The organism is Nautilia abyssi (assembly GCF_055388085.1).
This window is the reverse complement of record NZ_AP042376.1, coordinates 231,984-257,802: the sequence shown is the minus strand read 5'-3', so window position 1 is coordinate 257,802 and position 25,819 is coordinate 231,984. Positions and strand designations below refer to the sequence as shown.

Annotated in this window: 30 protein-coding genes; 16 read left to right on the top strand and 14 right to left on the bottom strand. The window is 32.1% G+C overall.

Annotated elements, in window-relative coordinates; genetic code table 11:
- Window positions 1–27 precede the first annotated feature (27 nt).
- The 10 genes from leuD to ACZ5EP_RS01205 are packed head-to-tail and all read left to right on the top strand — an operon-like array spanning window position 28 to window position 5,442.
- Entirely contained in the window at window positions 28–528 is a 501-nt protein-coding gene (gene leuD, locus ACZ5EP_RS01250; RefSeq protein ID WP_127681048.1) for a 3-isopropylmalate dehydratase small subunit, read from the top strand.
- Window positions 525–1,589: a 3-isopropylmalate dehydrogenase gene (gene leuB, locus ACZ5EP_RS01245; RefSeq protein WP_127681050.1), complete on the top strand. Its 1,065-nt coding sequence runs from the start codon at window positions 525–527 to the stop codon at window positions 1,587–1,589. Before leuD ends, leuB begins: the two co-directional genes overlap by 4 nt.
- Complete coding sequence (locus ACZ5EP_RS01240; protein ID WP_464509118.1) at window positions 1,576–1,818, top strand: tetratricopeptide repeat-containing protein; 243 nt, start codon at window positions 1,576–1,578, stop codon at window positions 1,816–1,818. The genes leuB and ACZ5EP_RS01240 overlap by 14 nt, the downstream gene beginning before the upstream one ends.
- A gap of 8 nt (window positions 1,819–1,826) precedes the next feature.
- On the top strand, window positions 1,827–2,075 hold the full coding sequence (locus ACZ5EP_RS01235) for a CiaD-like domain-containing protein (protein WP_464509117.1): 249 nt from the start codon (window positions 1,827–1,829) through the stop codon (window positions 2,073–2,075).
- Window positions 2,076–2,085: 10 nt separating this feature from the next.
- Window positions 2,086–3,147, top strand: a complete 1,062-nt coding sequence (locus ACZ5EP_RS01230; protein ID WP_464509116.1) for a tRNA nucleotidyltransferase/poly(A) polymerase family protein — start codon at window positions 2,086–2,088, stop codon at window positions 3,145–3,147.
- 1 nt (window position 3,148) lies between these two features.
- Window positions 3,149–3,976: a formyltetrahydrofolate deformylase gene (gene purU / locus ACZ5EP_RS01225; RefSeq protein WP_127681058.1), complete on the top strand. Its 828-nt coding sequence runs from the start codon at window positions 3,149–3,151 to the stop codon at window positions 3,974–3,976.
- Window positions 3,977–4,017: 41 nt separating this feature from the next.
- Window positions 4,018–4,155, top strand: a complete 138-nt coding sequence (locus tag ACZ5EP_RS01220) for a flagellar M-ring protein FliF (protein WP_127681060.1) — start codon at window positions 4,018–4,020, stop codon at window positions 4,153–4,155.
- A complete protein-coding gene (locus ACZ5EP_RS01215; RefSeq protein ID WP_127681062.1) occupies window positions 4,148–4,606 on the top strand; it encodes a tRNA (cytidine(34)-2'-O)-methyltransferase in 459 nt (152 codons plus the stop codon). Before ACZ5EP_RS01220 ends, ACZ5EP_RS01215 begins: the two co-directional genes overlap by 8 nt.
- The gene (locus ACZ5EP_RS01210) at window positions 4,603–5,088 is read left to right on the top strand and encodes a hypothetical protein (protein WP_464509115.1); all 486 of its coding nucleotides are present in this window, start codon (window positions 4,603–4,605) and stop codon (window positions 5,086–5,088) included. The genes ACZ5EP_RS01215 and ACZ5EP_RS01210 overlap by 4 nt, the downstream gene beginning before the upstream one ends.
- Entirely contained in the window at window positions 5,089–5,442 is a 354-nt protein-coding gene (locus tag ACZ5EP_RS01205) for a nitrous oxide-stimulated promoter family protein (RefSeq protein WP_464509114.1), read from the top strand. It begins immediately after the preceding gene.
- Here the strand turns inward: ACZ5EP_RS01205 and holA are convergent.
- Window positions 5,429–6,346 (bottom strand): DNA polymerase III subunit delta, encoded by a 918-nt coding sequence (gene holA / locus ACZ5EP_RS01200; protein WP_464509113.1) that lies wholly within the window; start codon window positions 6,344–6,346, stop codon window positions 5,429–5,431. The two genes, ACZ5EP_RS01205 and holA, sit on opposite strands and share 14 nt — an antisense overlap.
- A 46-nt stretch (window positions 6,347–6,392) precedes the next feature.
- Between holA and ACZ5EP_RS01195 the strand changes: the two genes are divergently transcribed.
- A complete protein-coding gene (locus ACZ5EP_RS01195) occupies window positions 6,393–7,619 on the top strand; it encodes an OmpP1/FadL family transporter (RefSeq protein WP_464509111.1) in 1,227 nt (408 codons plus the stop codon).
- Between the two features lie 97 nt (window positions 7,620–7,716).
- Here ACZ5EP_RS01195 and ACZ5EP_RS01190 read toward each other — a convergent pair whose 3' ends face one another.
- Genes ACZ5EP_RS01190 through rplI form a run of 12 tightly spaced genes read right to left on the bottom strand, consistent with a single transcriptional unit; the run spans window position 7,717 to window position 19,126 of the window.
- Window positions 7,717–9,675: a ribonuclease R family protein gene (locus ACZ5EP_RS01190; RefSeq protein ID WP_464509110.1), complete on the bottom strand. Its 1,959-nt coding sequence runs from the start codon at window positions 9,673–9,675 to the stop codon at window positions 7,717–7,719.
- Window positions 9,676–9,677: 2 nt separating this feature from the next.
- Window positions 9,678–10,469: an HDOD domain-containing protein gene (locus ACZ5EP_RS01185; protein WP_464509109.1), complete on the bottom strand. Its 792-nt coding sequence runs from the start codon at window positions 10,467–10,469 to the stop codon at window positions 9,678–9,680.
- Window positions 10,462–11,274, bottom strand: a complete 813-nt coding sequence (locus ACZ5EP_RS01180) for a tetratricopeptide repeat protein (protein WP_464509107.1) — start codon at window positions 11,272–11,274, stop codon at window positions 10,462–10,464. Before ACZ5EP_RS01180 ends, ACZ5EP_RS01185 begins: the two co-directional genes overlap by 8 nt.
- Complete coding sequence (locus tag ACZ5EP_RS01175; protein ID WP_464509106.1) at window positions 11,267–12,004, bottom strand: ATPase, T2SS/T4P/T4SS family; 738 nt, start codon at window positions 12,002–12,004, stop codon at window positions 11,267–11,269. The genes ACZ5EP_RS01180 and ACZ5EP_RS01175 overlap by 8 nt, the downstream gene beginning before the upstream one ends.
- The gene (locus ACZ5EP_RS01170) at window positions 11,988–13,325 is read right to left on the bottom strand and encodes a type II protein secretion system D protein (RefSeq protein ID WP_464509105.1); all 1,338 of its coding nucleotides are present in this window, start codon (window positions 13,323–13,325) and stop codon (window positions 11,988–11,990) included. Before ACZ5EP_RS01170 ends, ACZ5EP_RS01175 begins: the two co-directional genes overlap by 17 nt.
- Window positions 13,322–13,765 carry a hypothetical protein gene (locus ACZ5EP_RS01165; protein ID WP_464509104.1) on the bottom strand — a complete coding sequence of 148 codons (444 nt, stop codon included), beginning with the start codon at window positions 13,763–13,765 and terminating at the stop codon, window positions 13,322–13,324. Before ACZ5EP_RS01165 ends, ACZ5EP_RS01170 begins: the two co-directional genes overlap by 4 nt.
- Window positions 13,762–14,373: a hypothetical protein gene (locus ACZ5EP_RS01160; protein WP_464509103.1), complete on the bottom strand. Its 612-nt coding sequence runs from the start codon at window positions 14,371–14,373 to the stop codon at window positions 13,762–13,764. Before ACZ5EP_RS01160 ends, ACZ5EP_RS01165 begins: the two co-directional genes overlap by 4 nt.
- A complete protein-coding gene (locus tag ACZ5EP_RS01155; protein ID WP_464509102.1) occupies window positions 14,370–15,932 on the bottom strand; it encodes a hypothetical protein in 1,563 nt (520 codons plus the stop codon). The genes ACZ5EP_RS01160 and ACZ5EP_RS01155 overlap by 4 nt, the downstream gene beginning before the upstream one ends.
- On the bottom strand, window positions 15,929–16,810 hold the full coding sequence (era, locus tag ACZ5EP_RS01150) for a GTPase Era (protein WP_464509101.1): 882 nt from the start codon (window positions 16,808–16,810) through the stop codon (window positions 15,929–15,931). Before era ends, ACZ5EP_RS01155 begins: the two co-directional genes overlap by 4 nt.
- A gap of 12 nt (window positions 16,811–16,822) precedes the next feature.
- Window positions 16,823–18,136, bottom strand: a complete 1,314-nt coding sequence (gene hslU / locus ACZ5EP_RS01145) for an HslU--HslV peptidase ATPase subunit (RefSeq protein WP_464509100.1) — start codon at window positions 18,134–18,136, stop codon at window positions 16,823–16,825.
- A 1-nt stretch (window position 18,137) separates the two neighbouring features.
- Window positions 18,138–18,686, bottom strand: a complete 549-nt coding sequence (gene hslV, locus ACZ5EP_RS01140) for an ATP-dependent protease subunit HslV (protein WP_210402409.1) — start codon at window positions 18,684–18,686, stop codon at window positions 18,138–18,140.
- Window positions 18,686–19,126, bottom strand: a complete 441-nt coding sequence (rplI, locus tag ACZ5EP_RS01135) for a 50S ribosomal protein L9 (RefSeq protein ID WP_464509099.1) — start codon at window positions 19,124–19,126, stop codon at window positions 18,686–18,688. The genes hslV and rplI overlap by 1 nt, the downstream gene beginning before the upstream one ends.
- An 87-nt stretch (window positions 19,127–19,213) precedes the next feature.
- On the opposite strand from rplI, the gene ACZ5EP_RS01130 reads away from it, so the two are divergent.
- The 5 genes from ACZ5EP_RS01130 to ACZ5EP_RS01110 are packed head-to-tail and all read left to right on the top strand — an operon-like array spanning window position 19,214 to window position 24,738.
- On the top strand, window positions 19,214–19,639 hold the full coding sequence (locus tag ACZ5EP_RS01130; protein ID WP_127681094.1) for a PAS domain-containing protein: 426 nt from the start codon (window positions 19,214–19,216) through the stop codon (window positions 19,637–19,639).
- Window positions 19,639–20,892 (top strand): hypothetical protein, encoded by a 1,254-nt coding sequence (locus tag ACZ5EP_RS01125; RefSeq protein WP_464509098.1) that lies wholly within the window; start codon window positions 19,639–19,641, stop codon window positions 20,890–20,892. The genes ACZ5EP_RS01130 and ACZ5EP_RS01125 overlap by 1 nt, the downstream gene beginning before the upstream one ends.
- Entirely contained in the window at window positions 20,892–21,278 is a 387-nt protein-coding gene (locus ACZ5EP_RS01120; protein ID WP_464509097.1) for a hypothetical protein, read from the top strand. The genes ACZ5EP_RS01125 and ACZ5EP_RS01120 overlap by 1 nt, the downstream gene beginning before the upstream one ends.
- A complete protein-coding gene (locus ACZ5EP_RS01115; protein WP_464509096.1) occupies window positions 21,275–24,373 on the top strand; it encodes an ATP-binding protein in 3,099 nt (1,032 codons plus the stop codon). The genes ACZ5EP_RS01120 and ACZ5EP_RS01115 overlap by 4 nt, the downstream gene beginning before the upstream one ends.
- 5 nt (window positions 24,374–24,378) lie before the next feature.
- Window positions 24,379–24,738, top strand: coding sequence for a response regulator (locus tag ACZ5EP_RS01110; protein WP_127681102.1), 360 nt, complete (start codon window positions 24,379–24,381; stop codon window positions 24,736–24,738).
- Here ACZ5EP_RS01110 and mqnE read toward each other — a convergent pair.
- Window positions 24,735–25,799 carry an aminofutalosine synthase MqnE gene (gene mqnE / locus ACZ5EP_RS01105; protein ID WP_464509095.1) on the bottom strand — a complete coding sequence of 355 codons (1,065 nt, stop codon included), beginning with the start codon at window positions 25,797–25,799 and terminating at the stop codon, window positions 24,735–24,737. The genes ACZ5EP_RS01110 and mqnE overlap by 4 nt on opposite strands.
- Window positions 25,800–25,819 lie beyond the last annotated feature (20 nt).

Below are 25,819 nucleotides of genomic sequence, written 5' to 3'. Positions count from 1 at the left end.
TAAAATTCAGCAAAAAAAAGGAACTTTATGAATGTAATTACCGGAAGAGTATGGAAGTTCGGAGACAATATCGATACGGATTTGATTATTCCGGCAAGATATCTGAATACTTCTGATCCTCATGAACTTGCAAAACACGTAATGGAAGACGCAGATCCTGAATTTCCAAGCAAAGTAAGACCTGGTGACATTATAGTTGCGGGATACAATTTCGGAAGCGGCTCAAGCCGCGAACACGCGCCTATCGCACTTAAAGCAGCAGGTGTTGCGGCGGTTATAGCAAAAAGTTTCGCCAGAATTTTTTACAGAAACAGTTTTAATATGGGACTGCCTATTTTTGAACTTCTTGAAAGTGATGAAATCAATGAAGGAGATTTGGTAAAAATAGATTTGGACAACGGTATTATCCATAACGTTGACACCGGAAAAGATTACAAATTCACTCCGATTCCGGAATTTATGCAAGAGCTTATCGCAGCCGGAGGGCTTATAAATTTTGCCAAAGAAATGCTAAAGGAAAACAAATGAAAACATATAAAATAGCCATTATAAAAGGTGACGGAATCGGCCCTGAAATAGTAGAAGAAGCAATAAAAGTACTTGACGCCGTAGCAAGTAAAGAAGGCTTTAATTTCGAATATAACGAATACCTTCTAGGCGGTGCGGCCGTAGACGTATTCGACAATCCGTGTCCGGACGAAACCATTAAAGGCTCTTTAAATTCCGACGCAATTCTTTTCGGTGCGATAGGAGGTCCTAAGTGGGAAAGCCTTCCAAAAGAAAAAAGACCTGAATCAGGACTTTTGAAACTCAGAAAATCTTTAGGACTTTTTGCAAATATAAGACCGGCTATAATTTTTGACGAACTAGTTAACGCTTCAAGCCTTAAACCGGAAGTCATCAAAGGTGTAGACCTTACTGTCGTAAGAGAGCTTACCGGGGGAATATATTTCGGAGAGCCTAGATACAAAGACGACAACAAAGCCTACAACACTATGGTTTACAGCAGGGACGAAATAGCAAGAATTGCAAAAGTCGCATTTGAAGAAGCAATGAAAAGAAACAAAAAAGTAACTTCTGTAGACAAAGCAAATGTCCTTGAAGTAAGCGAACTTTGGAGAGAAGTTGTAGAAGAAGTCGCTAAAAACTATCCGGAAGTGGAACTTGAGCACATGTATGTCGACAATGCGGCAATGCAGCTTGTAAGAGATCCCAAACAGTTTGACGTTATCCTTACCGGAAACATATTCGGCGATATTTTAAGTGACGAAGCAAGTATGATTGTAGGAAGTATCGGACTTCTTCCGAGTGCAAGCGTAGGAGGAAAAGTAGGACTGTTCGAACCGATCCACGGAAGCGCTCCAGATATCGCGGGACAGGGAATCGCAAATCCGATTGCCACAATTTTAAGTGCTGCCATGATGCTTGATTTCTTAAACGAAACGAGCGCTGCTGAAAAAATCAGAAACGCTATTAAAGCAGTGCTCAAAGAAGGCTACAGAACAAAAGATTTGGCTGCATTTGACGCTAAAGAGGTTGTTACAACAAGTGAAATGGGAAGTTTAATAGCAGACCATGCCGCTAACTAAAACAAAAACTTACGCAAGAATACTCGAAACTCAAGGGTTTAAACAAGAAGCCCTTGAAATTTACGAGGAACTTCTGAAAGAAAACGAAGACCCGGAAATTATTGATGCCATTGAAAGGCTTAAAAAAAGAAAATTTTTTGAAGGCGTTAATGTTTTAAAACTGAAAGAATTCAATGAAATCAATCAGCTTAACAGATATGATTTCGAACAATGGCTAAGTGAAATTTAAGGATTGCTATGGATTTAAAAGACACCATACTGGAAACTCTTCAGGAAATAGAAGAAAGCGCAATAAGCGAAGAAGAACTCTCTCCTGCAAGCAAGTGTGATAAAGAATTTTTAAAACACATTAAAGAGAGAATTCTTGTTTTATTTGAAGGCCTTCAATCGCCTAATACTGAAAATTTGGACGTAAAACTGGATGTAACACTGAACTTTTTAGAATACCTGCTTGTAAAAATAGATGAAAAACTCTCACAGAAATGAAAAGTTAAAAGTGAAAAATGAAAAATTTAAAGATTTAGAATTTTTAAAAAACTTTTTCTCCCCTTTTACCTCCCGAGTTTACCTAGTAGGCGGCTGCGTACGTGACGAAATACTCGGAATAAAATCAAAAGAATTCGACATAGAAGTATATGACATCGCTCCGGAGAAATTTGACGTTTTAATGCAAAAACTAGGTGCAAAAGGTGTTGGAAAAAGTTTTTTCGTTTATAAATGGAAAAATTTTGACATATCCCTGCCGAGAACGGAAACGAAAACATCTGCAGGGCACAGAGGTTTTGAAGTGAGCCTTACCCAGGATGAAAAAACCGCTTCAAAAAGAAGAGATTTCACCATGAATGCGTTAATGAAAAACATTTATACAGGAGAGATGCTGGATTTCTGGGGAGGCGTCAGAGATATAAAAAACAGAATTATCAGACATATTGACGACAAATCTTTTGCGGAAGATCCTCTGAGGGTTTTAAGAGCCATGCAGTTTGCTTCGAGACTTAAGTTTAAAATCGACAAAGGCACAGTAAATATATGCCGAAAACTCAACCTTTACGAACTCTCTCGCGAACGCATTTTTATGGAATTTGAAAAGATGTTTAACAGTAAATACCTGTATTACGGATTTTATTATTTTATTACTCTGGATATAGCCCGAAAACTTCTAAACATCACTTTTACAAAAAGAGAATTTTTTCATCTTTCCAAAATATACAAAACCAACCCTATTGAAAGTTATTTTCTGTATCATTTAAGATATTATAAAAATATAAAAGCAGATTTATTAATAACATCTCTGTCTCTTCCGAATAAATTAAAAAAAGAAATAAAAATAAAAAAACTGCCCAAAACGGTAACAAACAGATTCCTTTACGCCTTAAGTCTTAAATACCCTCTTAAAACGTTCAGCATACTGAACAACTGCTGCTGCAGAGAATGGATTAAAAAAGAAAATTTATGGGATAAAAAATACAGGCCAAAACAGATAAACCCTGAAAATCCAAGACTTTCAATACTGCAGGAAATAAAAAAATATGATAAAATCATACTCAAAAAGGGATAAAATGAAATATACTCTTTTAATCCAGTGCGATGATAAAAAAGGCCTTGTATATAAAATATCAAAAGTGCTTTTTGAGAATGATTTCAATATAGAAACACAGCAGGAATTTGTAGACAAAGAAAACAACAAATTCTTTTTCCGTGCGGTTATTGCCGGTGAGGTTGACAAAGAAAAACTTAAAAAAGAGATTCTAAAAGTTGTTCCTTGTGCCGATATTGAAATTTTCAAAAAAAGAAAAAAAAGACTTTTCCTGCTTGCAACAAAAGAAGCCCACGCATTAGGCGATATTTTAATAAAACAGTATTCTGGTGATCTTGATGTCGAAATTATAGGAGTCATCGCAAACAGAGACAATTTAAAAGACCTTGTGGAAAAATTCAATATCCCTTTTTATTATATTCCAGCCGAAGGCAAAAGCAGGGTTGAACACGAAAACGAAATGCTTGAAATAATACAGCCGACAAATCCGGATTTTATTATTCTTGCAAAATTTATGAGAATACTGACACCTAATTTCGTAGAAAAATTCCCTAATAAAATCATAAACATCCACCACTCTTTCCTTCCGGCTTTCATCGGAGCGAATCCTTATAAACAGGCATATGACAGAGGCGTTAAAATTATCGGCGCAACCGCCCACTTTGTAAACAATAATCTTGACGACGGCCCTATTATCGAACAGGACGTAACAAGAGTCAACCATGAAATGAACTGGGAAGAGATGAGAGTTCAGGGAAGGGATATAGAAAAAATAGTTTTAAGCAGAGCTATTAAAAAAGCAATTGAAGACAGGATATTCGTATATGCCAATAAAACCATTATTCTCTAAATATAAATGACTGAGGGTAAACTGAAAATGGAAAATAAAAAATGAAAAATGAAAAAATCGATAAAGACGAAATAAAATATCAGATATTAAAAGACAGGCTAAGAAATATTTTTTTAAAAAAACCTAAATCGGTAGCAAAAATTTTCGAGCATCTGATAAAAAGGGCCAATCGTGTTTAATGTTGTACTTTTCAACCCTCAAATCCCTCCTAACACAGGAAATATTGGAAGACTCTGCGTAAATGCGGGAGCCAGGCTTCATATAGTAAAACCTATCGGATTTGATATTAGTGAAAAAGCGGTCAAAAGAGCCGGTCTGGATTACTGGGACAAACTGGATCTTACCATATGGGAAAGCACTGAAGAGTTTTTAAAAAACACCGATACGTCAAGATGTTTTTTCGCTACTACCAAAACAGACAAACCTTATTTCGAAGCAGAATTTAAACCGGGTGATTATATTATATTCGGAAGCGAAACCAAAGGTATTGACGAAAACATTTTAAGACAATTTTACGACAACTGTATAACTATTCCTATGACAAAAGAAGGAAGAAGTTTAAATTTGGCCGTCAGTTGTGGTATCATTCTTTATGAAGCCATCAGACAAAACTTTAAAGGCAGCTTATGAATAAAAGAAAAAATGAAAGCCTAAACCAATACCTCCTGGATGAAAAAGAGTTCAAAATATTTATCTCCCTGCAAAAGAAATTGAATGAATACTTAGAACTTCTAAATTATCTTTATGAAATTAAAAAAATTAAATATACAATAATGATTATTAAAGCGTCAGAAAAAAGTATAAAAGAAACCTTGAGCAATATAAGAAAAACCGATATTTTCTTAAAAATCCCTTACACAAAAAATCATTATATACTGCTTTTGCAAAACACGGAATGCAAATCTGCTGTTGAATTCGGAAGCAGACTGACAAGTCTCATCAACAGAACGTTTATGCTTAACAAAAAAAACATTTCACACAAGGTGTCATTAATTTCTTTTGAAAAAACACCTCCTAAAACAATTGATGTTTGCTATGAAATATTATATATAATGAAAAAATTCAAAGAAAAAACCGGTGACGACTACTGGGTAGAAATAAAAAGGTTTTAAATGACAACAGAAAAATTTAAAGGTGAAGTAGAAACTCTTAAAAAGTTTTTTCAGATATACTGCAGTGAAAAACATACAGGGCAGTATGAAAAAACTTACAATATAAAATATAAAGATCTTGATTTGTCAATTACGGCAAATTTATGCGACGAATGTCACAGTCTTCTGGATTATGCCATTCACAGACTGCAGGAATGCCCTCATGATCCGAAACCAAGATGCAGGAAATGCCCTAACCCGTGTTATGAAAAAGACAAATATAAACAAATGGCAAAAATGATGAGATTTGCCGGAATGAAACTGGGACTGACCAAAGCGGCTCAGAGGCTTAAAAAAATGTTTAAAAAGAGCTGAATATTTTCAAATAACTTATTACTTCCCAAAAAACAGCTTCTTTGTTTCGTTCACTGCTTCTCATTTCCAATTCTTTATTTAACAAAAAATTAAGCAATTCATAATAGTCTTTTTCTTTAAATTTAATGGCTAAATTTACTCTTTGATTATTTATATGAATCGGAAGCCTGTATCCCAAAAGTCCCTCCAGTGTTGAAGCTCCTGTTTTTTTTATATACAAATTATACATATATAAATCTTTGATATATTTTATAAGTGCCGGAATAATACGCTTAAAATCATTTGTTTCCAAAAAGTAATTAAGGTTTTCATAAAATTCTTTTCCATTTAATATAAGCATAAAAAGTTCTTCAAAACTCTCTTCCCTGTATTCAAAAACTAATTTTTTTACATCGTCCAAAGAAATTTTCGAAGAATAATTTGCAAGTTTCTCAAGCTCAGTTTTTAAAAACATGGCCTCAACACTGTTTGCCAGATACATTTTAGCCTCATGTGTAATTTCGATATTTAAATCTTTTGCATAACTATTTATCATTTCAATAATATCTCTCGTATTCGGTTCAAAAAATCTCACAAAATTCTTACCGAAAACTTCCGGTTTTTTATTTCCGTAGTAAAAGAAAAACAGATAGCTTTCTTTTACGGATTTTACAAGTTTGTCAATATTAGGAGGAATTTTATTGTGTTTTATTATCAGAACATTTTTACCTCCGAACAAAGAAGATTCTGATAAATGCGTTTTAGCTGTGTCAAAATTGTATTCGTCGAAATAAAGTTTTAATATATTTTCATTCTTAAATTTCTTCAATATTTTATTTTCATATTCCTGAAGATAAAAATTGTTTCCGAAAAATACACAATAATTTGGAATTTCAGGCAGTTTGTCAAAATCTTTTTTATACATTTGCGCCTTTTTTGTATAATTATACAATAATTAAAAAGGAGAGAAAATGAAGAAAATTTTAGCTTTATCATTAATTACTTCAAGTTTATTATTAGCAAACGGTTACAAAATCCCTGAACAGTCGCTAAACGGTATGGCGTTAAGCGCAGCAAACGTTGCAAATGCACACGGTGCTGACGCAGCTTATTACAACCCAGCCAATATGGTATTTAATCCAAATAAAGACAATTATGAGTTCTTAATGAGTTATATACATTTATATTCTGTTAAATTTGAAAATTCCAACGGACAGGTTTACAACTCAAGAACTGAAAACTTTTTAGTACCTCAATTTCATTTTGCCTCAAGAGATCATAACGGATGGAGATTCGGTTTTTCAATTACTGAGCCTGCAGGGCTTTCTAAAAAATGGGATGATCCTACACCTGAAACAGGAGCAAAAGAATTTACGTTAAAAACAGTTGAGTTCAACCCTACGGTTGCATATAAATTTAATAACAATATCGGTTTCGCTTTTGGATTGAGAGCTGTAAGAAGTGAAGGAATAGCCAATGCTATGTATGCAGGATATTATTCTTATTATCTTAACGGAACTTCTACAGATTATGGATGGAATGCCGCATTATCAGTTCAAAACGATAATAGAGATACAAAATTCGCAATGACATACCGTTCAAAAGTAGACTTAACACTTAAAGGTGATGCCAGCGGATACTATAATGACGCTCTTTTAGGTGGAAGCGGTAACTTAATTACGTTCAATACTCCTGGTAAAGTTACAATTCCTATTCCTGCTGCTTTGAACGTAGCATTAGCAAAAACATTTAATAAAACAACTGTGGAATTTGTATTCGAAAGAACATTCTGGTCAAGATATAAAGATTTAAATTTTGATTTCAGCGATCCGGCAGTTGAAGCACTGTTTGGTACACCTATTCCAAAAGACTGGAAAAACGCAAACACGTATAGAATAGGTATTACACATCAATGCACTGAAAAACTTACAGCAATGCTTGGTTACAGTTATGACAACACGCCTGTACCAAACAGCACTATAGAATTCAGTCTTCCTGACAGCGACAAAAACATTTTCTCAGGCGGGTTAAAATACAAAGTAGACGACAGAATGAGCTTAGGTTTTTCTATGCTGTATGCTAAACAAAAATCAAGAGATGCAAAAGTTTATAATAAAGTAACACACACATATGATGTAGGTACATTTAAAGACGGCGGTGCGTTATTAATGGCATTCGGAATGGATTACAGCTTCTAATCCTTCTTTTCTTTTTTATACTTATTTTATTTAAACAACATATATTAAACAACAAAGTGACAGACACTGTATCAATCAAAAGAGTAAAGAACAATCTTTACTCTTCAATTTCCTTAAACTTTACTTTACCTTTTATTTTAGCTGTAGCAATATTTGAACTCACTATTTCAATATCCACTTTTTCAAACAGATTATATTTTTTCTTATCTTTTAAAAACACCCTTGCACCTAACAGTAAATCTTCCGTGATTTTTGCAATCGGAGGTATTTCAGTATCTTCAATTATTCCTTTGTAAACTTCATTTATATGTTCTTTTGCATATCTGGCATATTTTCTGTCATAAAAATCCCACTCGACTTTCATTGCTTCTCTTTCAAGTTCGCTTATTTTCACAACAAGAGCTTCAATGTTTCTTAGAATATACTCCATCTGTTTTTTATCATTCCTCAATATTGCTTTTAACAGTCTGTGTAAAGTCAAATCCGAATATCTTCTTATAGGTGATGTAAAATGAGTATATTTTTCAAATCCTAAAGCATAGTGGCCTATATTTTTAGCATCATATCTGGCCTGCTGCTGAGAGCGTATTATAAGTTTATCCACTTCTTTTTCAATACCCATCATTTTAGCCTGCTTTTGTATATCTCTTACCACTTTTACAAAATCTTTTTCATCCACATCTACATTTATACCCAAAGCTCCTAAACTTTCGTAAAGTTCATCGATACTGTTGCTTGAAGGTTTTTCATGCACCCTGAATATTCCAAAATCCATCATTTTAGCAGCAGCTTTATTAGCTAAAAGCATACAGTCTTCAATCAGTTTATGTGAAGGCGTTTCTTTTTCAAGCTCAATACTTTCGATAAGGCCGTCTTTGTTTAGCGTCATTTTTATTTCGTCACTGCTGAAATCCAAACCTGTTTTTAATCTTTTCGTTCTAATCTGTTTTACCCTGGTCCATAAAGGCATAAGCCACTTGAGTATTTCCGTGTCTACTTCATCGGTATTTTCAAATTTACCGTCAAGAAATTCATCTATTCTGTCATAAGAATACTTTCTTTTCGAATTAATTACAGCTTCGAAAAGTTCTTCTTTTACAACTTCATTTTTATTATTAAGTTTTATTTTAAACACAAAGGCAAGCCTGTCTTCATTTTCTTTTAAAGAACACATGTTTTCACTCAGTTCTCTCGGAAGCATAGGCACGGATTTATGAGGAAAATAAATACTAAACCCTCTTTCTTTTGCTTCTTTATCAATATTACTGTTTACAAAAACATACTCACTGACATCCGCAATTGCGACATAAAGTTCATTATTTTCCAAATCAAAATAGATTGCGTCATCATGGTCTTTAGCTGTAGGAGGGTCAATAGTACAAAAAGGTAAATGGGTCAAATCAACTCTATGAGGATATAAATCTTTATCGATATAGTCTCCAAAAGCTTTTGCCTCCGCAATGGCTTTTTTGCTAAACTCTTCTTTTTTATTGTATAAAGCAAGTGATATTTTTTCATCTACCCAAGGATCGTCCAGCACCCCTAACACATCAATAATTTTATTCGTATAATTATCAACCTTAAACACTGCACCTTCGGGCAGTTTTTTTAATGTTTTTTTCTTTTCGGCTACAAAAGTCTGAAGGTCGGTTTTTATATTTTTTAATACAGGTATTTTTTTGTTATTTTTGTATTCAAATGTAAGATAAACCACACTTACACTGAAAGCTTTTTCTAAAATATATACAACTTTGGCTTTAGGTCTGCCTTTTTTATTAAAAAGCTTTTCGGCTATAACAAGATCCCCTCTGCTTGCACCGTTTAAATGCTCCGCTTCTATTAAATAGTCTTTTTCTTTAACGCCGATCGGAATTAAAAAACCGAAACCTTTTTTTGTTACGTCTACTTTGCCTATTCTGTATTTGGATTTTAATTTAATTATTTTAGAATCACTGACGATTCTAAGGGCAATTAAATCGTTAACTATGTCCCTTTTATCCCTTGGCACATCTTTTGAAGCGATACCCTGTACTAATTTATATGCAAATTCTTTCAATACTATCCTTTTACCAGATCAACAGCAAGCTGTAACGCCTCAGTGTCTAAACCGTAATTTTCCGCCAGTTCAAATGCTTTTTTCTTACTATCTTCATCAAACGGTTTTATCATGTCAACTAAAGTTTTTAATACCAAAAGAGCTGCGCTTTCAGTTTTATAGTTTCCTTTTGGATCATTTATATTGCTCATTGATTCAATTAAATCGTCACTGAAGTTCCAGTGTTTAAATATCTCTGTCGTAACATCGGTAGTAGTGGCGCCAACATATTCTTTTTCTAAACTTTCTCTATCTTCTCCGCTTGCGAGTCTATTTTTAAAACTTTCACTTTTACCGTCATTATTCAATATCAATGATATAACCACGGCACCAAGATCGATTAAAAATGAGTTGGTTGCTAGAATATCAAGTCTGTTTCTGTCTCTTTTGAACCAGTTAATTGCAATAGCGTTTCTTTGTGATGCCACATCATGGAATTTTGTTTCGTTAATCCCATAAGCGCTTAAATCAAATTTAAGGGAGTTTCTAATAGCAAAAGAAATTGCAAATCCTTTTACAGTTGACATTCCAAAAAGCGACACAGCCTGATCAACATTTTTAATCTGTCTAGTAAAACCGTATAAAGGCGAGTTCGCTGCTTTTAACAGGTTTGCTGTCAACATTGGGTCTTCTTTTACAATTTTAATCAAATCGCTTATTGAAGAGTTAGGGTCGTTTGTGATTCTTTGAATTTCCAATACGCTTTTTGGTAAAGGTGGCAAAGATTTAATCTGGTTTAAAATTTTCTCATTCATCTATACTCCTTAGTAGTTTATATATTTCGTCATTATTTCCGTAATCGTTTAAATAAATTTTCAAAACTTCTTTAGCTTTTATTTTATCATTTTTTTTAAGTAAAATGAGTGCAAACATCTTCCAACTTTGATATTTTGAAGGATCAATATTATTTGCTTTTAACGCCCAAAGTTTTGCATTAGCCAAATCATTCTTATTGTAATAATAATTTGAAATCACGATTGCCGTATCATATGACGGTTCTTTATTAAAAGCTTTAATTAAATCCTTAATATTAATAGTCTCTTCTTTAATTTGAGGAATTACCTGTATATTGTTTGAAACAGTAGTAACTTTATCCTTTTTCTTCGGCGTCTCTTTTTTAACTACTTGTGTTTTTTGTAATTTTTGCACCGGTTCTTTTGCGGCGTTTATATCGTTAGGTTTGATTTTTGGCACGACAAATGACAAATTTGGTGTTAATGATTCACTGTTTGCCTGTTTTTTTACAATCTTTTGGTGTTTTTTTTCTGTATTGTTTTTTTTGACTGTTGTTTCAACGGGCTTTTTATTTTCAGTTTTAACAACAGCTTTCTTTTCATTAACGGTGATATTTTTATCTTTTAATCCATTATCCGGTTTTGTGTTTGTTATTTTTTTAAAATCTACTTTAATTTCAGGAGTTTTGTTTTGTTTGGGTTTTGACAAATAATCAATTCCAAAATATGTCCCGGCTGCGAGAAATAAAACAGAAATCGTAATAAAAGTATATTTTTTTATTTTATTACGGTAATACATTTTTTCAAGTTCATCATATCTATGCATGAAACTCCTTAAAATCCATATAAGCCATTTCAATGTATTTATTTGATAAATTATCCAAATTAACTTTATCAGGATTTTTATTATAAAAATATTCTAAAATATCGAATAATTTAAACATAAGCTGATTAGTCGCCCTTAAAGAGCCTTTTGTGTATTTATAAATAAGATTGTAATTTTTCTTTTTAAGCATTTCTGCAACATCTATTAAATTGGCTTTTAAAAGTTTGGTTTTTATAAAATTTTCAAGTTCGTCTCTGTTTGCTTTATTTACTTTTAAAATATAGTTTATTCTAGTCTGAAAATGCTTCTTCTGCATTAATTTTCTTATATCTGTATCATGGGTGGCAAAAACTATAGTTATATTGCCTTTATCGGCATAAATACGAAGATTTTCAAAAGTGTCTTCAGATAAAAGCTGGGCTTCGTCAATAAGAAAAATCTGATAATCGTTTAAACTAAGCTGTTTTAAAATAGACAAAATTGAATTTATCTCTAAATAAGGATTTGAAATATAAAATACGTTATTTTGGTCTTTTAACTGATTATATACCGATTTTAATATCATACTTTTTCCGCTTCCGGCTTCACCCGTTACAAAAATCATTTTTTCTTTCTGTTCTAAAGCGTTTAAGAGATCTTTTTTTGTTTTCTCTACAGCCGAAAGCGGAACATAAAATTTTAAGTCAACAACGTCTCTAAAAACCTCTTTGGCTTTATTTAAGTTTGCCAAAGCCTAAATCCCTTAATGTTTTTTTCTTATTCAAATTAATTATATGTGGTGTTATAACAAACACCAACTCTTTTCTTGATGTAACCTCTTCTCTTGAAGAGAATAAATATTTAATTAAAGGAATTTCTTTTAATACTGGCACACCGTTAACCTGTAATGTCTTATCGTTTGTAATAAGTCCTCCGAGTACTAAAGTCTGATTATTTTTAAGTTTCACTATACTTAACATTGTTTTATCTGACGTATCAGGCGGCATATCTCTTAAACTATTATTAAGCTGCGTAGTGTCTTTAAATGCGCTGATTCTAGGAGCAATACTTAAAATAATATTACCGTTATCACTGATTTGAGGTGTTATATCCAATACTACACCTACGAATTTGCTATCAATTGTATATTCTGTATTCGGATTACCGTTAGCGTCTGTCGTTACTTTTGAAGCGTATTTATAATAAATAGTATCACCTACACTGATAATCGCTTTTTGATTATTTAATGTAACAACTTTAGGGTTTGATAAAGAGTTTACATTACCGTTTTGTGCCAAGAAATTCAATAAACCGGCAATATTAAATGTAGCGTCGCTAAATACTGACTGTGCTCCGCCGATATAAGTTCCTTTTAGTGGCACGTTTGTTTTATTAAGGCTGATAGAAAGCTGAGACCAGTCGATACCTGTTGTATGTGAAGCAGAAAGTTCAACACTGTAAATCTTAACATCTATCAACACTTCTTTAGTAAGTCTGTTCATCATTGTGTTTATATATTTGTCTATTGCATCAATCTGTTTTTTTGTTCCTGTTACAGTAATTAACCCTACTGCTTTGTCAATAATAGGAGGTTTATATTCATCTGAAGTATTTTTTAATATGGTTTCTATATTATCCTGTACCTTATCCCAAAAATCAAACGTATACTCATTTTTGACTTTGCTGTCTGTCGCATCCAAATTACTCTCGCCTACCCTGTTGCTTGAAATAAAATCAAGTTTATATGTTTTAGTTTTATAATAACTGATATTTAATGTATTTCCATTTAAACTGTAAAATAGCCCGCGTTTAGATAAAATTAAATTTAATATCTGATCTAATGTATAATTTTTAACTCTGATAAAAGGCATTTTATCTTTTACCACCGCTTTAGATTCTTTATCACCGTAGACTATATTTATATTGCATTTTTCTGTCACTAACAGATCCAAAAACTGCTGTATTGTTAGTCTGTCCTGTGTATTTATACTGTTTGAATATGTAAAAAGTTTATTTTCACAATTTGCAAACAGTGAAATCGCCATAAAGAAAATCAGTACTAGTTTTTTCATTGTTTATCCCTTAACATAGGTATTTTTTGGTTTATTGTTTTATAAAGAGTTTTATCTTTACATTTAAACACTGCATCAGTTTCAGTAAGTTTTGAAAGTCTGCAGTCATATATTTTTTCATTTAATTTTATCCATTTTTTACTTACTTTGATAAGCTGTTCACCTAAATATTCCTGTATTTTTATATATGCTTTATCTCCGAAAACAGAAAGAAGCGTAATTTTAACTCTTTTTTTAATCTGAGCATTTTTACTTCCCGGCTGTGCTCCAGGGAAATATTTAGGAGGTTCATAAAAAGGACTCTTTACTTTACTCAAATCTTTAATATTAAACTCATAATTGATAATTTTATTCGTATAATCCAAATAAATATCTTTTTGAGTTGTCCCTTTAGCATAGATAAACGCTATGATCCCTGCTATTAATATTAACTTTTTCATTTTTCATACCCATATAAAGTAAATTTTACTTCAAAGTTTTTGTTTTTATCGATAGTAATGCCTTCAATTCTTAATAAATCTCTCAAGTCTTCATATTGATATATCAGATAAAGCAGGTTTTTATATGCACCGCTTACATTTAAATTAATTTCCATTTTTTTATTAATCAAACCTTTATCGTTATTATAAACTTTATTTGTAAATCCTAAAACTTTTAATCCCTCTTTTTTCGCATTTTTAACTAAATCTTTTACAAATTCGCCCCACTTATACTGATTAAACTGCACGAAATCTAAAAGATTTGCCAGTTCATCATAAAAATCTTTCTGTTTTTTAAGCGCAGTTTTTTCAAGAATTAAGTTTTTTATTTTTTTTCTGAGTGTAATTATCTGTGCATTTAAAACATTTCTTTTTGTTTTTAGTGACACGAGCTGAGATTTTGTTTTAGTATATATGTTCATTTGAGTATCTCTGTAATTTTTAGCCTGAGGCAAAAGAAAATAAAAAACAACAAAACCGATCACAACTAAAATCATTAAATAAACCATCATCGTATCTTTAGGAGACTTTTTATAAAAATAATCGTCTATTCTGTTTATCAGTTTCATTCTACAATCCTAATAGTGGCTTTATATTTTTTACCGGAATAAGTAACCCCGTCAGTCTGGACATTAAAACCTTTTTTTACCAAATCATCAATTAAATTAGGAATTTGAGTGTCCTTAAAAGAAAAAACATTTATTTCAAATACACCGTTATCGTAATTTAAATGGTCTAAATATACTTTATCTTTATTCATCAGTAAAGTAATATCAACAAGTTCACTTGATTTAGGAATATAAGAATATTTAAACTGATAAATATCTTTAATAAATTTTTTAGTAAATGCTATATCCTTTGCGTATTTTTCACGTTCAGTCATAATATTTTTTTCTTGTTTTTTAAGATTTTTAATCTGTCCGCTAAGTTTTGCATTATCTACTATTAATTTTCTTAATTCAGACTGTAAAACACGGTTTTTATTCTCATACGATATACCGTTAAAATATAAATAAGCCGGATAAATTCCCATACCTATGATAGATGCAAAAAGAATTAAAAACAGTCTTCCGCTTGGTCTGTAAAAAAATGTAGGCTTTCTTAAGAAAAGAGAAAAGTTATATTCCTGATCTTCATTTCTGTAAGCATTATGCGCTTCAAGCATTCCAAGAAATAAAAACGGATTTACAGAAAGTCTGTCAAGGTTATACTCTTCATAAAAATCAAATCCGAAAGTATCGATTCCAACGATTTTTTGTATATATTCTTTTAAAGCTTCAATGTTTCCGTATTCTGAAGTTACAAATATTCTGTCTATATCACTAATATTATATTTAAGACCTATTTTTTCTATCTGTGAATTTACTATATTCACCAATGATAAAAATTCATCTTGTATAATATCCAAAACCGCTTTTTCAGCATTTGTATACTTAAAACTGTTTACACCTTTTTTAGTCAGCAGTTTTTCAAAAACACTTATATCAAAATTTTTGATTTTTAATTTCCCAAGCGCTTCATAAACTTTATCCAATCCTCCTGAAATAGTTACAATGCTTAACAGTTTTCCTTCATTATAAAATGTTAAGAAAACTTTATCATATAAAAACACTACAAATAGATCGTTTGCTTTTTGAATAATCTTTTCATCATATAACGCTTTATACGCAAACGCAGGGAACGATATATAATCAATGTATCCTGTTTCATCTAATATATCTTTATAACCGTTTTCGATAAAACCGGCAGGCACAATAATAACCTCTACTGTTACTATTTTTTCATCTTTCATGGAGTCGATTATTTTATATTTAATAATATATTTTTCTGTTTCGTCTACACCCGCCTCTTCATATACTTTTGTTTCAATGAAATGTTCAAGATCGACTTTTTCAATTACGTTTTTTTCTATTTCGAAACTGTAAAATATCGCATGTTCAATAGGAATATATGTAGATAAAAGAGCTTTGGATTTAAGTGAACCTCTGTAAATTCTAATTAATTTTTTCTTTGTATATAAAATGAACCTGTCATGTCCCTTAACGCCGATTACATCATCGATATTATAATCATATTTTTTCAAAAATCCCGGTTTAAAATTAATTTTTTTTAATTCTGGTTTTTTCATAATTCTACCTCATATCCAAGTTCTTCAAGCATCTTTTTATTCTTGCTCCATCCAGGCACGACTTTTACATACAGTTCCAAATATATCTTTTTACCGCTGAAATCCTCTAACAATTTCCTCGCATAAATACCGATATCTTTGATTTTTCTGCCTTTTTTACCTATGATCATGCCTTTTTGAGAGGCTCTTTCTACGATAATTGTAGCATATATTTTATCCAAATTGTCAAACTCCTCTATTTTTTCAATTAAAATATCCGTTTCATACGGCAGTTCATCGCCTAATTTTTCAAACAGAGCTTCTCTGATCAGCTCTTTATATATATCTCTGATATGTTCGGTGGAAATTATTTCCGGGTCATAATAATAAGGATGTTCTGGCAGATGTTTCACAATTGCTTCCAAAAGTTCATCTTTTCCTTTTCCTTCAACAGCGCTTATAGGAATTACATCCAAAGCTTTGCCTATTTTCTTATATTCTTCTATTTTCTTTTCTACTTCTTCTTTTGAAACCAAGTCCGTTTTAGTTAAAACCACAATATGTGGGATATTTTTTGTATTTAGTTCTAAAAACCATTCATAACCGCTTAAATCATCCCTCACATCAGCCAAAAACAACACTAAATCACTGTCTCCCAATGCTTTAAGCGCTTCTTTGAGCATGAATTTATTAAGAAGTTTTTCTTTTTCGTGCAGTCCAGGAGTGTCTAATAAAATTATCTGATCATCTCCATGCATTACTATGGCATTTACTCTTTTTCTGCTGGCATTTGCTTTAGGAGAAACAAGAGCTATTTTTTCTCCTAACAGCCAATTTAAAAGAGTTGATTTTCCAGCATTCGGTTTTCCAAGTATACCGACAAATCCGCTTTTAGGCATATTAACCTTTCATTATAAAATATATTTGGTAATTTCTTCGCTTTCTACTATATCGTCAAGTTTGGATTTAACATAAGCTTCATCTATAACAAAATCTTTTCCTGCATATTCATCAGCTTCGAAATTAATATCTTCAAGTACTTTTTCAATTACAGTATGTAGACGTCTTGCACCGATATCTTCTGTTTTCTCGTTTGCAAGATAAGCATATCTTGCAATTTCCCTAAGTGCCTCTTCTTCAAATACCAAATTAACTTTTTCTACTTCTAATAATTTTTGATACTGTTTAATAAGAGAATGTTTAGGTCTTGTCAAAATCTGATACAGCGCTTCTTCATCAAGACTCTGAAGCTCAACCCTTAAAGGGAATCTACCCTGAAGTTCAGGTATAAGATCACTTGGTTTGCTTACATGAAAAGCTCCCGCAGCAATAAACAAAATATGATCCGTGTTGACATATCCGTATTTTGTATTAACGGTAGAACCCTCGACTATAGGAAGCAAATCTCTTTGTACCCCTTCTTTTGAAGGATCCTGTCTTTGATTTCCGGTTGCAGCGATTTTATCTATCTCATCTATAAAAATAATCCCGTTTTCCGCTCTTTTTAAGGCTTCTTTTTTTAAATCTTCCTTACTGATAACTTTTTCGGCCGCTTCACGTCTTAAAAGCTCTTTTGCTTCTTTTACGGTAACTTCTTTTTTTTCTTTGTTTTTATTAAAAATTCCTATAATTTTTACGATACTTTCCTGAGCTTTAATCATTTCCGGAGGAAGATTATCGTCACCTTCAGGCATTTCTTCAATTTCGATTGTTATTTTAAGATGATCGACTTCTCCTTTTCTAACGCGTTCTTTCATTTTTTCAAAAGAATGCTTATATTCAATTTGTTTTTGCTCCGGAGCATTTTTCGGAAGAGGAGGCAAAAGTTTTTTCGTAATCTCTTCTATTATATTTTCTTCAATCTGTTCTTTTGAATTTTCTTCCATTTCTGCTCTGACTAAATTCATAGAATTATTAACAAGATCTCTTATCATAGACTCAACATCACGGCCGACAAACCCCACTTCCGTATATTTGCTGGCCTCAACTTTTACAAAAGGCAGTTTCATCATTTTAGCCATTCTTCTTGCTATTTCGGTTTTACCAACCCCTGTAGGACCTATCATAAGAATGTTTTTTGGCATAATATCGTCCTGCCACTCTTTTGGCAGCTGCATTCTTCTGTGTCTGTTTCTAAGAGCTATGGCTATTGTCTTTTTAGCGTCTTTCTGACCGACAATATATTCATCTAAATACGCAACTATCTGCTTTGGAGTCATACTCATTCTATTCCTTTTCAAGTTTTAATATTTTAATATTATGATTAGTATATATGCATAAATCAGCGGCTATATGAAGTGATTCTTTTACGACTTCTTCAGGAGACAAATCTGAATGTTTTACCAAAGCTCTTGCAGCTGAAATGGCGTAATTTCCGCCGCTTCCAATTGCAGCAAGTTCACCGTCTTCCGGTTCTACAACGTCACCGTTGCCGCTTAATATAAATATATGTTTTTGATTTAGCACTATCATCATAGCTTCAAGACGTCTTAGATATTTGTCCTGCCTCCAAGCTTTTCCAAACTCTATAACCGATTTGACCAAATCGCCTTTTCTGTTTTCAAGGTTTTTTTCAAACATGTCAAACAGTATAAACGCATCCGCCGTGCTGCCGGCAAATCCTGCAAGCACTTTACCGTTATACAGTGTTCTGATTTTTGTAGCGTTGCCTTTTAAAACAGTATGTCCGAACGTCACCTGTCCGTCACCGCCGATAACGGCAACACCGTCTTTTTTATATCCCAGTATGGTTGTAGCTTCCATATTAATATTCATTATTCACCCTCAACAACAATTTTTAATTTAGCATGTATTCCGTGTCCTAGTTTTACATCAACGGTATATTCACCAACAGTTTTAATCTGTTTCATATCAATATGTTTTTTATCTATTTCAATACCTTTTTGCTGTAAATGTTCCGCAACTTCTTTATTAGTAATTGCACCGTAAAGCTGTCCGTTAGCTCCTAATTTATGTTTAATATGCAGTATAACGTCTTCTATCTTCTTTTTTAATTCATTTAAAGCCGCAAGCTCTTTTTTTAATTCTTCTTCTTTTCTTTTCTGCTCTTCCTGCCATTCTTTTATAACTTCATCCGTTGCAAGTTTCGCATAGCCTTTAGGAATTAAAAAATTTCTTGCATATCCGTCTTTTGCATTTTTAATTTCTCCAGCTTTTCCTAAACCTTTTACATCTTTAATTAATAAAACCTTCATAAAAATCCCTTTTTTTATTTGCATTTTACTAAATTTTAGTTAAAATAGCAAAAATGTCATTTTCATATCATTAATTAAAGGTTAATAATGAGACCAACTCCAGTAAATGAAGAAGTAACCTTCGAAGATGCGGGCGTCGTAAACCGACCGATTATCAGCAAAACAGACTTAAAAGGTATTATTACTTATGTAAACAATGCCTTTTGCAAACTCTCAGGATATTCAAAAAATGAACTCATAGGCAAACCCCACAATATAATCAGACATCCTGATATGCCGAAATCCATATTTAAACAGTTATGGAGCACCATAGAAAAAGGCGATAAATTCAGAGGTTTTCTAAAAAATTTAAGAAAAGACGGAAAATATTACTGGGTTGAAGTTTTTATAGAACCTATTTTTGACGAAAACGGAACAAAAATAGGCTACATATCTACAAGAAAGCAAGTCTCGGAATCTGATAAAACAAAATACGAACAACTTTACCAAGAAATGAAAAAAAAGGAAGAATGATGTTAATTATTACAAAAAACGGTCAAATTACTGCTATTGACAAAGAACTGTTAAAACTCTTAAACACAGATTTATCGTCAGTATCTGAAATGGTAAACACATTAAATCTGGAGCTTTCATCAATTCAGTCAGAACCTTTAAATTTAAACGGGCATCTATTTAAAGTCAAAGAAATAGACCTGCTGACAGTCGATGATATAAAAACATTCGATCTTTCTGTCTCGGAAGAACTTTCAGAAACAGCCTTTACAGAAATCACTGAACCTTCACCTTCTTTATCAGAAACATATGAAGAACCGGAAGAAACTCATTTTGAACCTAAAATATTAGAAGAGCAGCATTTAGAACCTGCATTTGAGCCTAAAATTGAACAAAAAGAAGAGCCTGAAGTATTTGAAGAAAAAAGTGAAGATTTCCTTGTAATTCCTGAAGAAAAACCTGAAAACAAAGAAGAAGAAAACGTTTTAGATATAGGATTAATAAATATTCCGGAAGAAAAAACACCTGAACCCGAAGAAGAAAAAGAAAATAAAGACAAATTAATTAATATTGAAGAAGAAAAAATAGAATTTGAAATACCTCATGAAGAAATTGCAAAAACATCAGAATCTGAACTCAGTGTTCCGGAAGACGGCATTATAGAAATTTCTTTTGAAGACGATCTTGCAGAAATAAGAAACATATTAAATATGAACAAAGAAGAATTTAATAAAGCCATAATTTCAGAATTAAAAAAAGCTTCTGAAGAATTAGGGCTTGATTATAACGAACTGCTTAACTGGCATGACCAGCTTATTGAACAAATAAAAGAAGAAAAAAAAGACATTTACAAATTTATAGAAAAAAAAGATTACACAAACCTGCATGAAAGCTATCACAAATTAAAAGGCGCAGCTCTTAATCTCAGACTCTCACAAATTGCTCTTGTCCTTAAAAAACTTGACGAACTCTCAAAAGCACATGAGGATATAGAAAAAATCAAAGCAATTACAGATGATTTTTATAAATTAATTGAAAACGAATCGCTTAATTTAGCCGAACAGCAGGCTGAAGAAAAAGAAGAAAACAAACAAGACTCAACAGACGTTCAAGCTGACAAATTCGTAGAAAACATTATATTAAAAACAATACAGACATACCTGAATACACAAAACGAAGCACAATTTCAAAAAGACAAAAAATATATCGAAAAGCTATTAAATACAAAAATCGACTCTATTGAAGATTTAGAAAAAATAGTTAAAGGAATGTAATGAAAAAAATATTACTGATTTTTACTGTTTTTTTATCTGTTAATCTGTTTGCACAAAATTTATACTTTGAAGCTTTTAAAGATGTAAGAAAAGCCAAAAAAGTCATTAAAGCAGATCCGGAAAAAGCGCAAAGACTCTTTATTGAAGCTTACAGTTATTTAAAACAGCTTGTTAACAACTCTATTGACAACAACAAACCTTCAGCCAATTCTTTCACATTACTCGGAAACATGTACTTAAACGGCTGGGGTGTAGATAAAAACGAAGATAAAGCGATAAAACTTTTATGCGGAGCAAAAATACTCGGAAGCAGAAAAGCTGCAAAAGAATTGAAAAAAATCGGAGCAAAATGTAAAAAAATTAATTTTAAGGAGCTTAAACAATGAAAATGTCATTAACCAAACTGTTAGCATTAGCTATTTGGATACCTTCACTGGTATTAATCTCATTCAGTGGTTATTTTCTGTACAACAGTTATCAGAAATACGTTAAAACGGAAAAAAGTTTAAAATATTTGGAACTGGCAAAAAGAATTGAAAACATGCTTGTTGCCATCGGTCAGGAAAGGGGTACGAGCTCTATTTATTCAGTTTCAAAAGGGCAGTTCCCAAATTCAAAAAAATTACTCAAAAGTAAAAGAGTTTTAGTTGACAATTCTATTAGAGATTTTAAAAACTTCATCAAAAAAAATCCGGAATTTTATAACGAAACAAAACAGATAATTACTCTTATCAATAAAATGCCTGAAATAAGAAGAAACATTGATCATTTTAAAGACAATTATATTAAAAACGAATTCTTTAATTACTATACCCAGTTATCAACACAGCTTATGAATACCGAAGGTAGAATCTTAAAAAGATTCCCTGACGAATTAAAACCTTACTATTTATTAAAACTTCAATTCGAAAAAATGGTTGACTACACCGGTATTATTAGAGGTTTTGGTTCATACTATATTACTGCGGACGAACCTATCAGTGAAAAAGAATATAAACACATTTTATTAAAGTATTACCATGATACAAACATTCTGTTGACTTCTGTTTTAAAACACCAGTCTGCAGGAGAATTATACAAAGGAAAACAATTTAATAAAATTGAAAACGCGATCAAAGAGGTAATGTTCTACTTACAACAAGCCAACCAGGAATATTACCTAACAGGCGAATTTAACGGTTATCCGATTGACTCACTGGACTACTTTAACTTATTTACCAAAAGAATTTCTTTCTTTAACCAGACTATTCACCATTTAAATAACGATATTACAAAAAGACTTCATGAAATTGTTTCAAATGCGGTAAAAACGAGAAACATCAACATCATCGTTTTCGTTATCGCAATATTGCTATTAATCATCGGTTACTATTTACATAGAGCAATTTTAAGACATATTAAATCACTTTCTAACTTATTAACATCATTAACTCCGATTACCGGTAAAGAAATTAAAGTTGACATCACTACTCCGGACGGAATGAACGAAGCGTTAAGAATCGTGGATGAAGCTATTAAAGTCACCCAGGAATCTGTAAAAAAAGCGGAAGAGGCAACCAAAGCAAAATCTTTATTCCTTGCGAACATGTCGCATGAAATCAGAACTCCTCTTAACGGTATTTTAGGTTTCTTAGAACTTTTAAACACTACAGAACTCACAGAAGAACAGTTAGATTATGTTAATACGATTTCTCAGAGTGCGAAAAACCTCTTACAGATCGTTAACAACATTCTTGACGTTTCAAAAATTGAAAGTAATAAAGTTTCACTTGAGTTAATAGACTTTAAAGCTGTTGACGAATTTGAAAACACTCTTGAACTGTTCGGTACACCGGCGGCACAGAAAAACATTGAACTTACAACTCAAATTTCTCCAAACATTCCTTCAGTAATTAAGGGAGATATTCTTAAAATAAAAGAAATCCTTACAAACTTACTGAGTAACGCTATTAAATTCACACCAAACAACGGTCATATACACGTTAAAATCCAACTTGAAAAAATTATAGACAATAAAGCAAAAATATACTTTGAAGTCAGAGACAGCGGTATAGGTATGAGTGAAGAACAAAAAGAAAAAATATTCGATGCTTTCTCACAGGCCGACGAATCTGTTACCAGAAAATACGGAGGAACAGGACTTGGTCTTACTATCGTTAAATCTTACGTAGAAATGATGGGTGGAAAAATTTATCTCGAAAGTGAACTTAACAAAGGTACAAAATTCTATTTTGACATTATGTTTGACATAGTTGACCCTACTCCTAAATTTGCAAAAAATATTTTCGCTCATAAAGAAATCGCTATTTTAAATACTGTTACCGAATCATTAAGAAAAGAAACAACATTAGAATATCTTTCTTATTTCGGAGCTGAAAAAGTAGGAGTCAATGACGCAAACGAGCTTATGACTCTTCAAAACAGAGAAAAATTTGACGGTGTAATGGTATTCTATGAAGAAAGCGACAGAAAAACGGTAGAAGAGCTTGCAAAAGTAAATATTCCGATAATTTTTGTAGCTTCTTATGCAAAGAAAGAAGAAATTAACAAACTCGATTACCAAGCTGTAATATTCGATCCTAACGTTCCTTCTAAAGTATTTAAAGCATTAGAGGCAATCAGCGAAGCACAGACAGAAACCGTTACTAAAACTCAAGCTGCAAAACCTCAGCATAAAGACATTTATTCACTTAAAGCATTAATAGCTGAAGACAATCCGATCAATCAAAAACTGCTTCAGACAACACTAAAATCTTTAGGTATTGAAAGCGATCTTGCCAACAACGGTCTTGAAGCATTTAATAAATATACAATTAATCCGGACAAATACGACGTAATCTTTATGGACGTGCAGATGCCTGTTATGGACGGATTAGAAGCAACTCAGGAAATACTGGAATTTGAACAGGAAGAAGAAATAGACCATACACCGATTATTGCGGTTACAGCCAACGTATTAAAAGGCGATAGAGAAAGATTCCTAGGTGCCGGAATGGATGAATATATTTCTAAACCAATTTCAAAAGATGCTTTACTTAAAATTTTGGAAAGAGTCGCGCACGGAGATTTTAGTAAACACTTCACCGAAGCACATACACAAGAAGTGCCACAAAAAGAAGAAACTGAAAACAAAACGGAGCAATCAGTGCAGCAGTCAACACAGCCTGAAGAAAAATCTTCAGTGATATTGGCGACTACAAGCCCGTTCCTTTCTAGTTATATTAAACATATAATTAATGATATAATTACGGTTGAAAATATTGAAGAACTAACAAAAGCATTAAGCAAACACAGACATGCAATTATTATGATTGATGAAAATTTCGATAAAAGAGACGAAATTAGATTTTTAATAAAATCTCTTAAAAAACTAGAACCTAAAAAAATAATTGTTTTAGGCGATGAAGAGGTTGAAGAAGCGGATATTACTCTGACCGATCTTAAACCGGAAACAATACAAAACGTAATAACTAAAGGATAAAAACAATGCCGAATAAAAAAGTACTAGTTGTAGACGACGATCCTATTAACAGAAAGCTGATCGTAAAGATACTTTCTAAAAAAGGTTTCGAGGCTATTGAAGCAGGCAACGGTGTTGAAGCTTTCAGTGTTTTAGAAAACAACGATATCAATATTATTCTTCTTGATATCGTTATGCCGGTTATGGACGGTATAGAATTTTTAAAAGAAATAAAAACGAAACCTGAATACATTAATTTACCGATTATTATTTTAACTACTGACGACAGTAAAAAAATTGAAGCGATGTCTCTTGGTGCAAACGACGTTATTATTAAACCTATTTCGCCTGTAACTTTACTCGAAACAATTGAAAAATACGTTTAATAGATTTTTATCTCATTATACAGGCTGTCCCTTTCTACGGGGATAAAGCCACTGTCCTTAATTAAATTCACCAAATCGTTTAACTTCAGTCCATTTGAAGATTCCGCTCCCGCAGCTGAATTTATAGATTCTTTTTCAATAGTACCGTCAATATCATTTGCTCCGTATTCCTGAGCCACAAGCGACAGATTAAGCGTAGTAGTAACCCAGTATGCTTTAATATTAGGTATGTTTTGAAGCAAAATTCTGCTTATTGCAATCGTTTTTAAAATTTCTACACCCGTTAAAAATTTCTTTACATTCAGGTAGTTGTTTTTTCTTTGATAAACCAACGGTATAAAAGCGTTAAATCCACCGGTTTCATCCTGCAGTTTTTTAATTCTAAGCATATGGTCTATTCTGTGAATTCTCTCTTCAATATGCCCAAAAAGCATCGTAACATTTGATTTTTTACCCATTTTATGCCAAATTTTATGGATTTTAAACCAGTCGTCACTGCTGACTTTTCCTTTGCAGATTTTAGCTCTTATCTTTTCATCAAATATTTCTGCTCCTCCTCCAGGCATGGAATCAACACCTGCAGACGCCATATCTGTTAAAACTTCTTCATATTTTTTACCGCTTAGTTCACTGAAAAAATTCACTTCAGCTGCCGTAAAAGCTTTTATATGAATATCGGGCAATTCTTTTCTGATTTCTTTAACTATATTCATATAATATTCATATCCTACTTCAGGATTATGAGCAGAAACCACATGAACTTCTTTTGCACCTTTTTTATAAGCGTTTTTTGCTATTTCAACACATTCGTCTATACTTAAGGTATAAGGATTAGGATTTTTTCTATGAGCGGAAAAAGCACAGAATTTGCATACATCTTTACAAATATTGCTGGGATTGATATGTCTGTTTATATTAAAATAAGTTTTTTTACCGAATTTTTCCAGTCTTATTTTTTGAGCTGCTTTTCCTGTTTCAGAAAGTGGCAAATCATACAGTTTTACCGCTTCTTCAGCACTTACACTGTTTTTCTCTAAAATTTTTTCCAATATTACACTCATTGCAACTCCACTATAAAATA

Bases quoted from the DNA above. Each gene is read 5' to 3' on its own strand.
- leuD (WP_127681048.1), top strand. From the start codon at position 28: ATGAATGTAATTACCGGAAGAGTATGGAAGTTCGGAGACAATATCGAT.
- leuB (WP_127681050.1), top strand. From the start codon at position 525: ATGAAAACATATAAAATAGCCATTATAAAAGGTGACGGAATCGGCCCT.
- ACZ5EP_RS01240 (WP_464509118.1), top strand. From the start codon at position 1,576: ATGCCGCTAACTAAAACAAAAACTTACGCAAGAATACTCGAAACTCAA.
- ACZ5EP_RS01235 (WP_464509117.1), top strand. From the start codon at position 1,827: ATGGATTTAAAAGACACCATACTGGAAACTCTTCAGGAAATAGAAGAA.
- purU (WP_127681058.1), top strand. From the start codon at position 3,149: ATGAAATATACTCTTTTAATCCAGTGCGATGATAAAAAAGGCCTTGTA.
- ACZ5EP_RS01220 (WP_127681060.1), top strand. From the start codon at position 4,018: ATGAAAAATGAAAAAATCGATAAAGACGAAATAAAATATCAGATATTA.
- ACZ5EP_RS01210 (WP_464509115.1), top strand. From the start codon at position 4,603: ATGAATAAAAGAAAAAATGAAAGCCTAAACCAATACCTCCTGGATGAA.
- ACZ5EP_RS01205 (WP_464509114.1), top strand. From the start codon at position 5,089: ATGACAACAGAAAAATTTAAAGGTGAAGTAGAAACTCTTAAAAAGTTT.
- holA (WP_464509113.1), bottom strand. From the start codon at position 6,346: ATGTATAAAAAAGATTTTGACAAACTGCCTGAAATTCCAAATTATTGT.
- ACZ5EP_RS01195 (WP_464509111.1), top strand. From the start codon at position 6,393: ATGAAGAAAATTTTAGCTTTATCATTAATTACTTCAAGTTTATTATTA.
- ACZ5EP_RS01185 (WP_464509109.1), bottom strand. From the start codon at position 10,469: ATGAATGAGAAAATTTTAAACCAGATTAAATCTTTGCCACCTTTACCA.
- ACZ5EP_RS01180 (WP_464509107.1), bottom strand. From the start codon at position 11,274: ATGCATAGATATGATGAACTTGAAAAAATGTATTACCGTAATAAAATA.
- ACZ5EP_RS01170 (WP_464509105.1), bottom strand. From the start codon at position 13,325: ATGAAAAAACTAGTACTGATTTTCTTTATGGCGATTTCACTGTTTGCA.
- ACZ5EP_RS01165 (WP_464509104.1), bottom strand. From the start codon at position 13,765: ATGAAAAAGTTAATATTAATAGCAGGGATCATAGCGTTTATCTATGCT.
- ACZ5EP_RS01160 (WP_464509103.1), bottom strand. From the start codon at position 14,373: ATGAAACTGATAAACAGAATAGACGATTATTTTTATAAAAAGTCTCCT.
- ACZ5EP_RS01155 (WP_464509102.1), bottom strand. From the start codon at position 15,932: ATGAAAAAACCAGAATTAAAAAAAATTAATTTTAAACCGGGATTTTTG.
- era (WP_464509101.1), bottom strand. From the start codon at position 16,810: ATGCCTAAAAGCGGATTTGTCGGTATACTTGGAAAACCGAATGCTGGA.
- hslU (WP_464509100.1), bottom strand. From the start codon at position 18,136: ATGAGTATGACTCCAAAGCAGATAGTTGCGTATTTAGATGAATATATT.
- hslV (WP_210402409.1), bottom strand. From the start codon at position 18,686: ATGAATATTAATATGGAAGCTACAACCATACTGGGATATAAAAAAGAC.
- rplI (WP_464509099.1), bottom strand. From the start codon at position 19,126: ATGAAGGTTTTATTAATTAAAGATGTAAAAGGTTTAGGAAAAGCTGGA.
- ACZ5EP_RS01130 (WP_127681094.1), top strand. From the start codon at position 19,214: ATGAGACCAACTCCAGTAAATGAAGAAGTAACCTTCGAAGATGCGGGC.
- ACZ5EP_RS01125 (WP_464509098.1), top strand. From the start codon at position 19,639: ATGTTAATTATTACAAAAAACGGTCAAATTACTGCTATTGACAAAGAA.
- ACZ5EP_RS01120 (WP_464509097.1), top strand. From the start codon at position 20,892: ATGAAAAAAATATTACTGATTTTTACTGTTTTTTTATCTGTTAATCTG.
- ACZ5EP_RS01115 (WP_464509096.1), top strand. From the start codon at position 21,275: ATGAAAATGTCATTAACCAAACTGTTAGCATTAGCTATTTGGATACCT.
- ACZ5EP_RS01110 (WP_127681102.1), top strand. From the start codon at position 24,379: ATGCCGAATAAAAAAGTACTAGTTGTAGACGACGATCCTATTAACAGA.
- mqnE (WP_464509095.1), bottom strand. From the start codon at position 25,799: ATGAGTGTAATATTGGAAAAAATTTTAGAGAAAAACAGTGTAAGTGCT.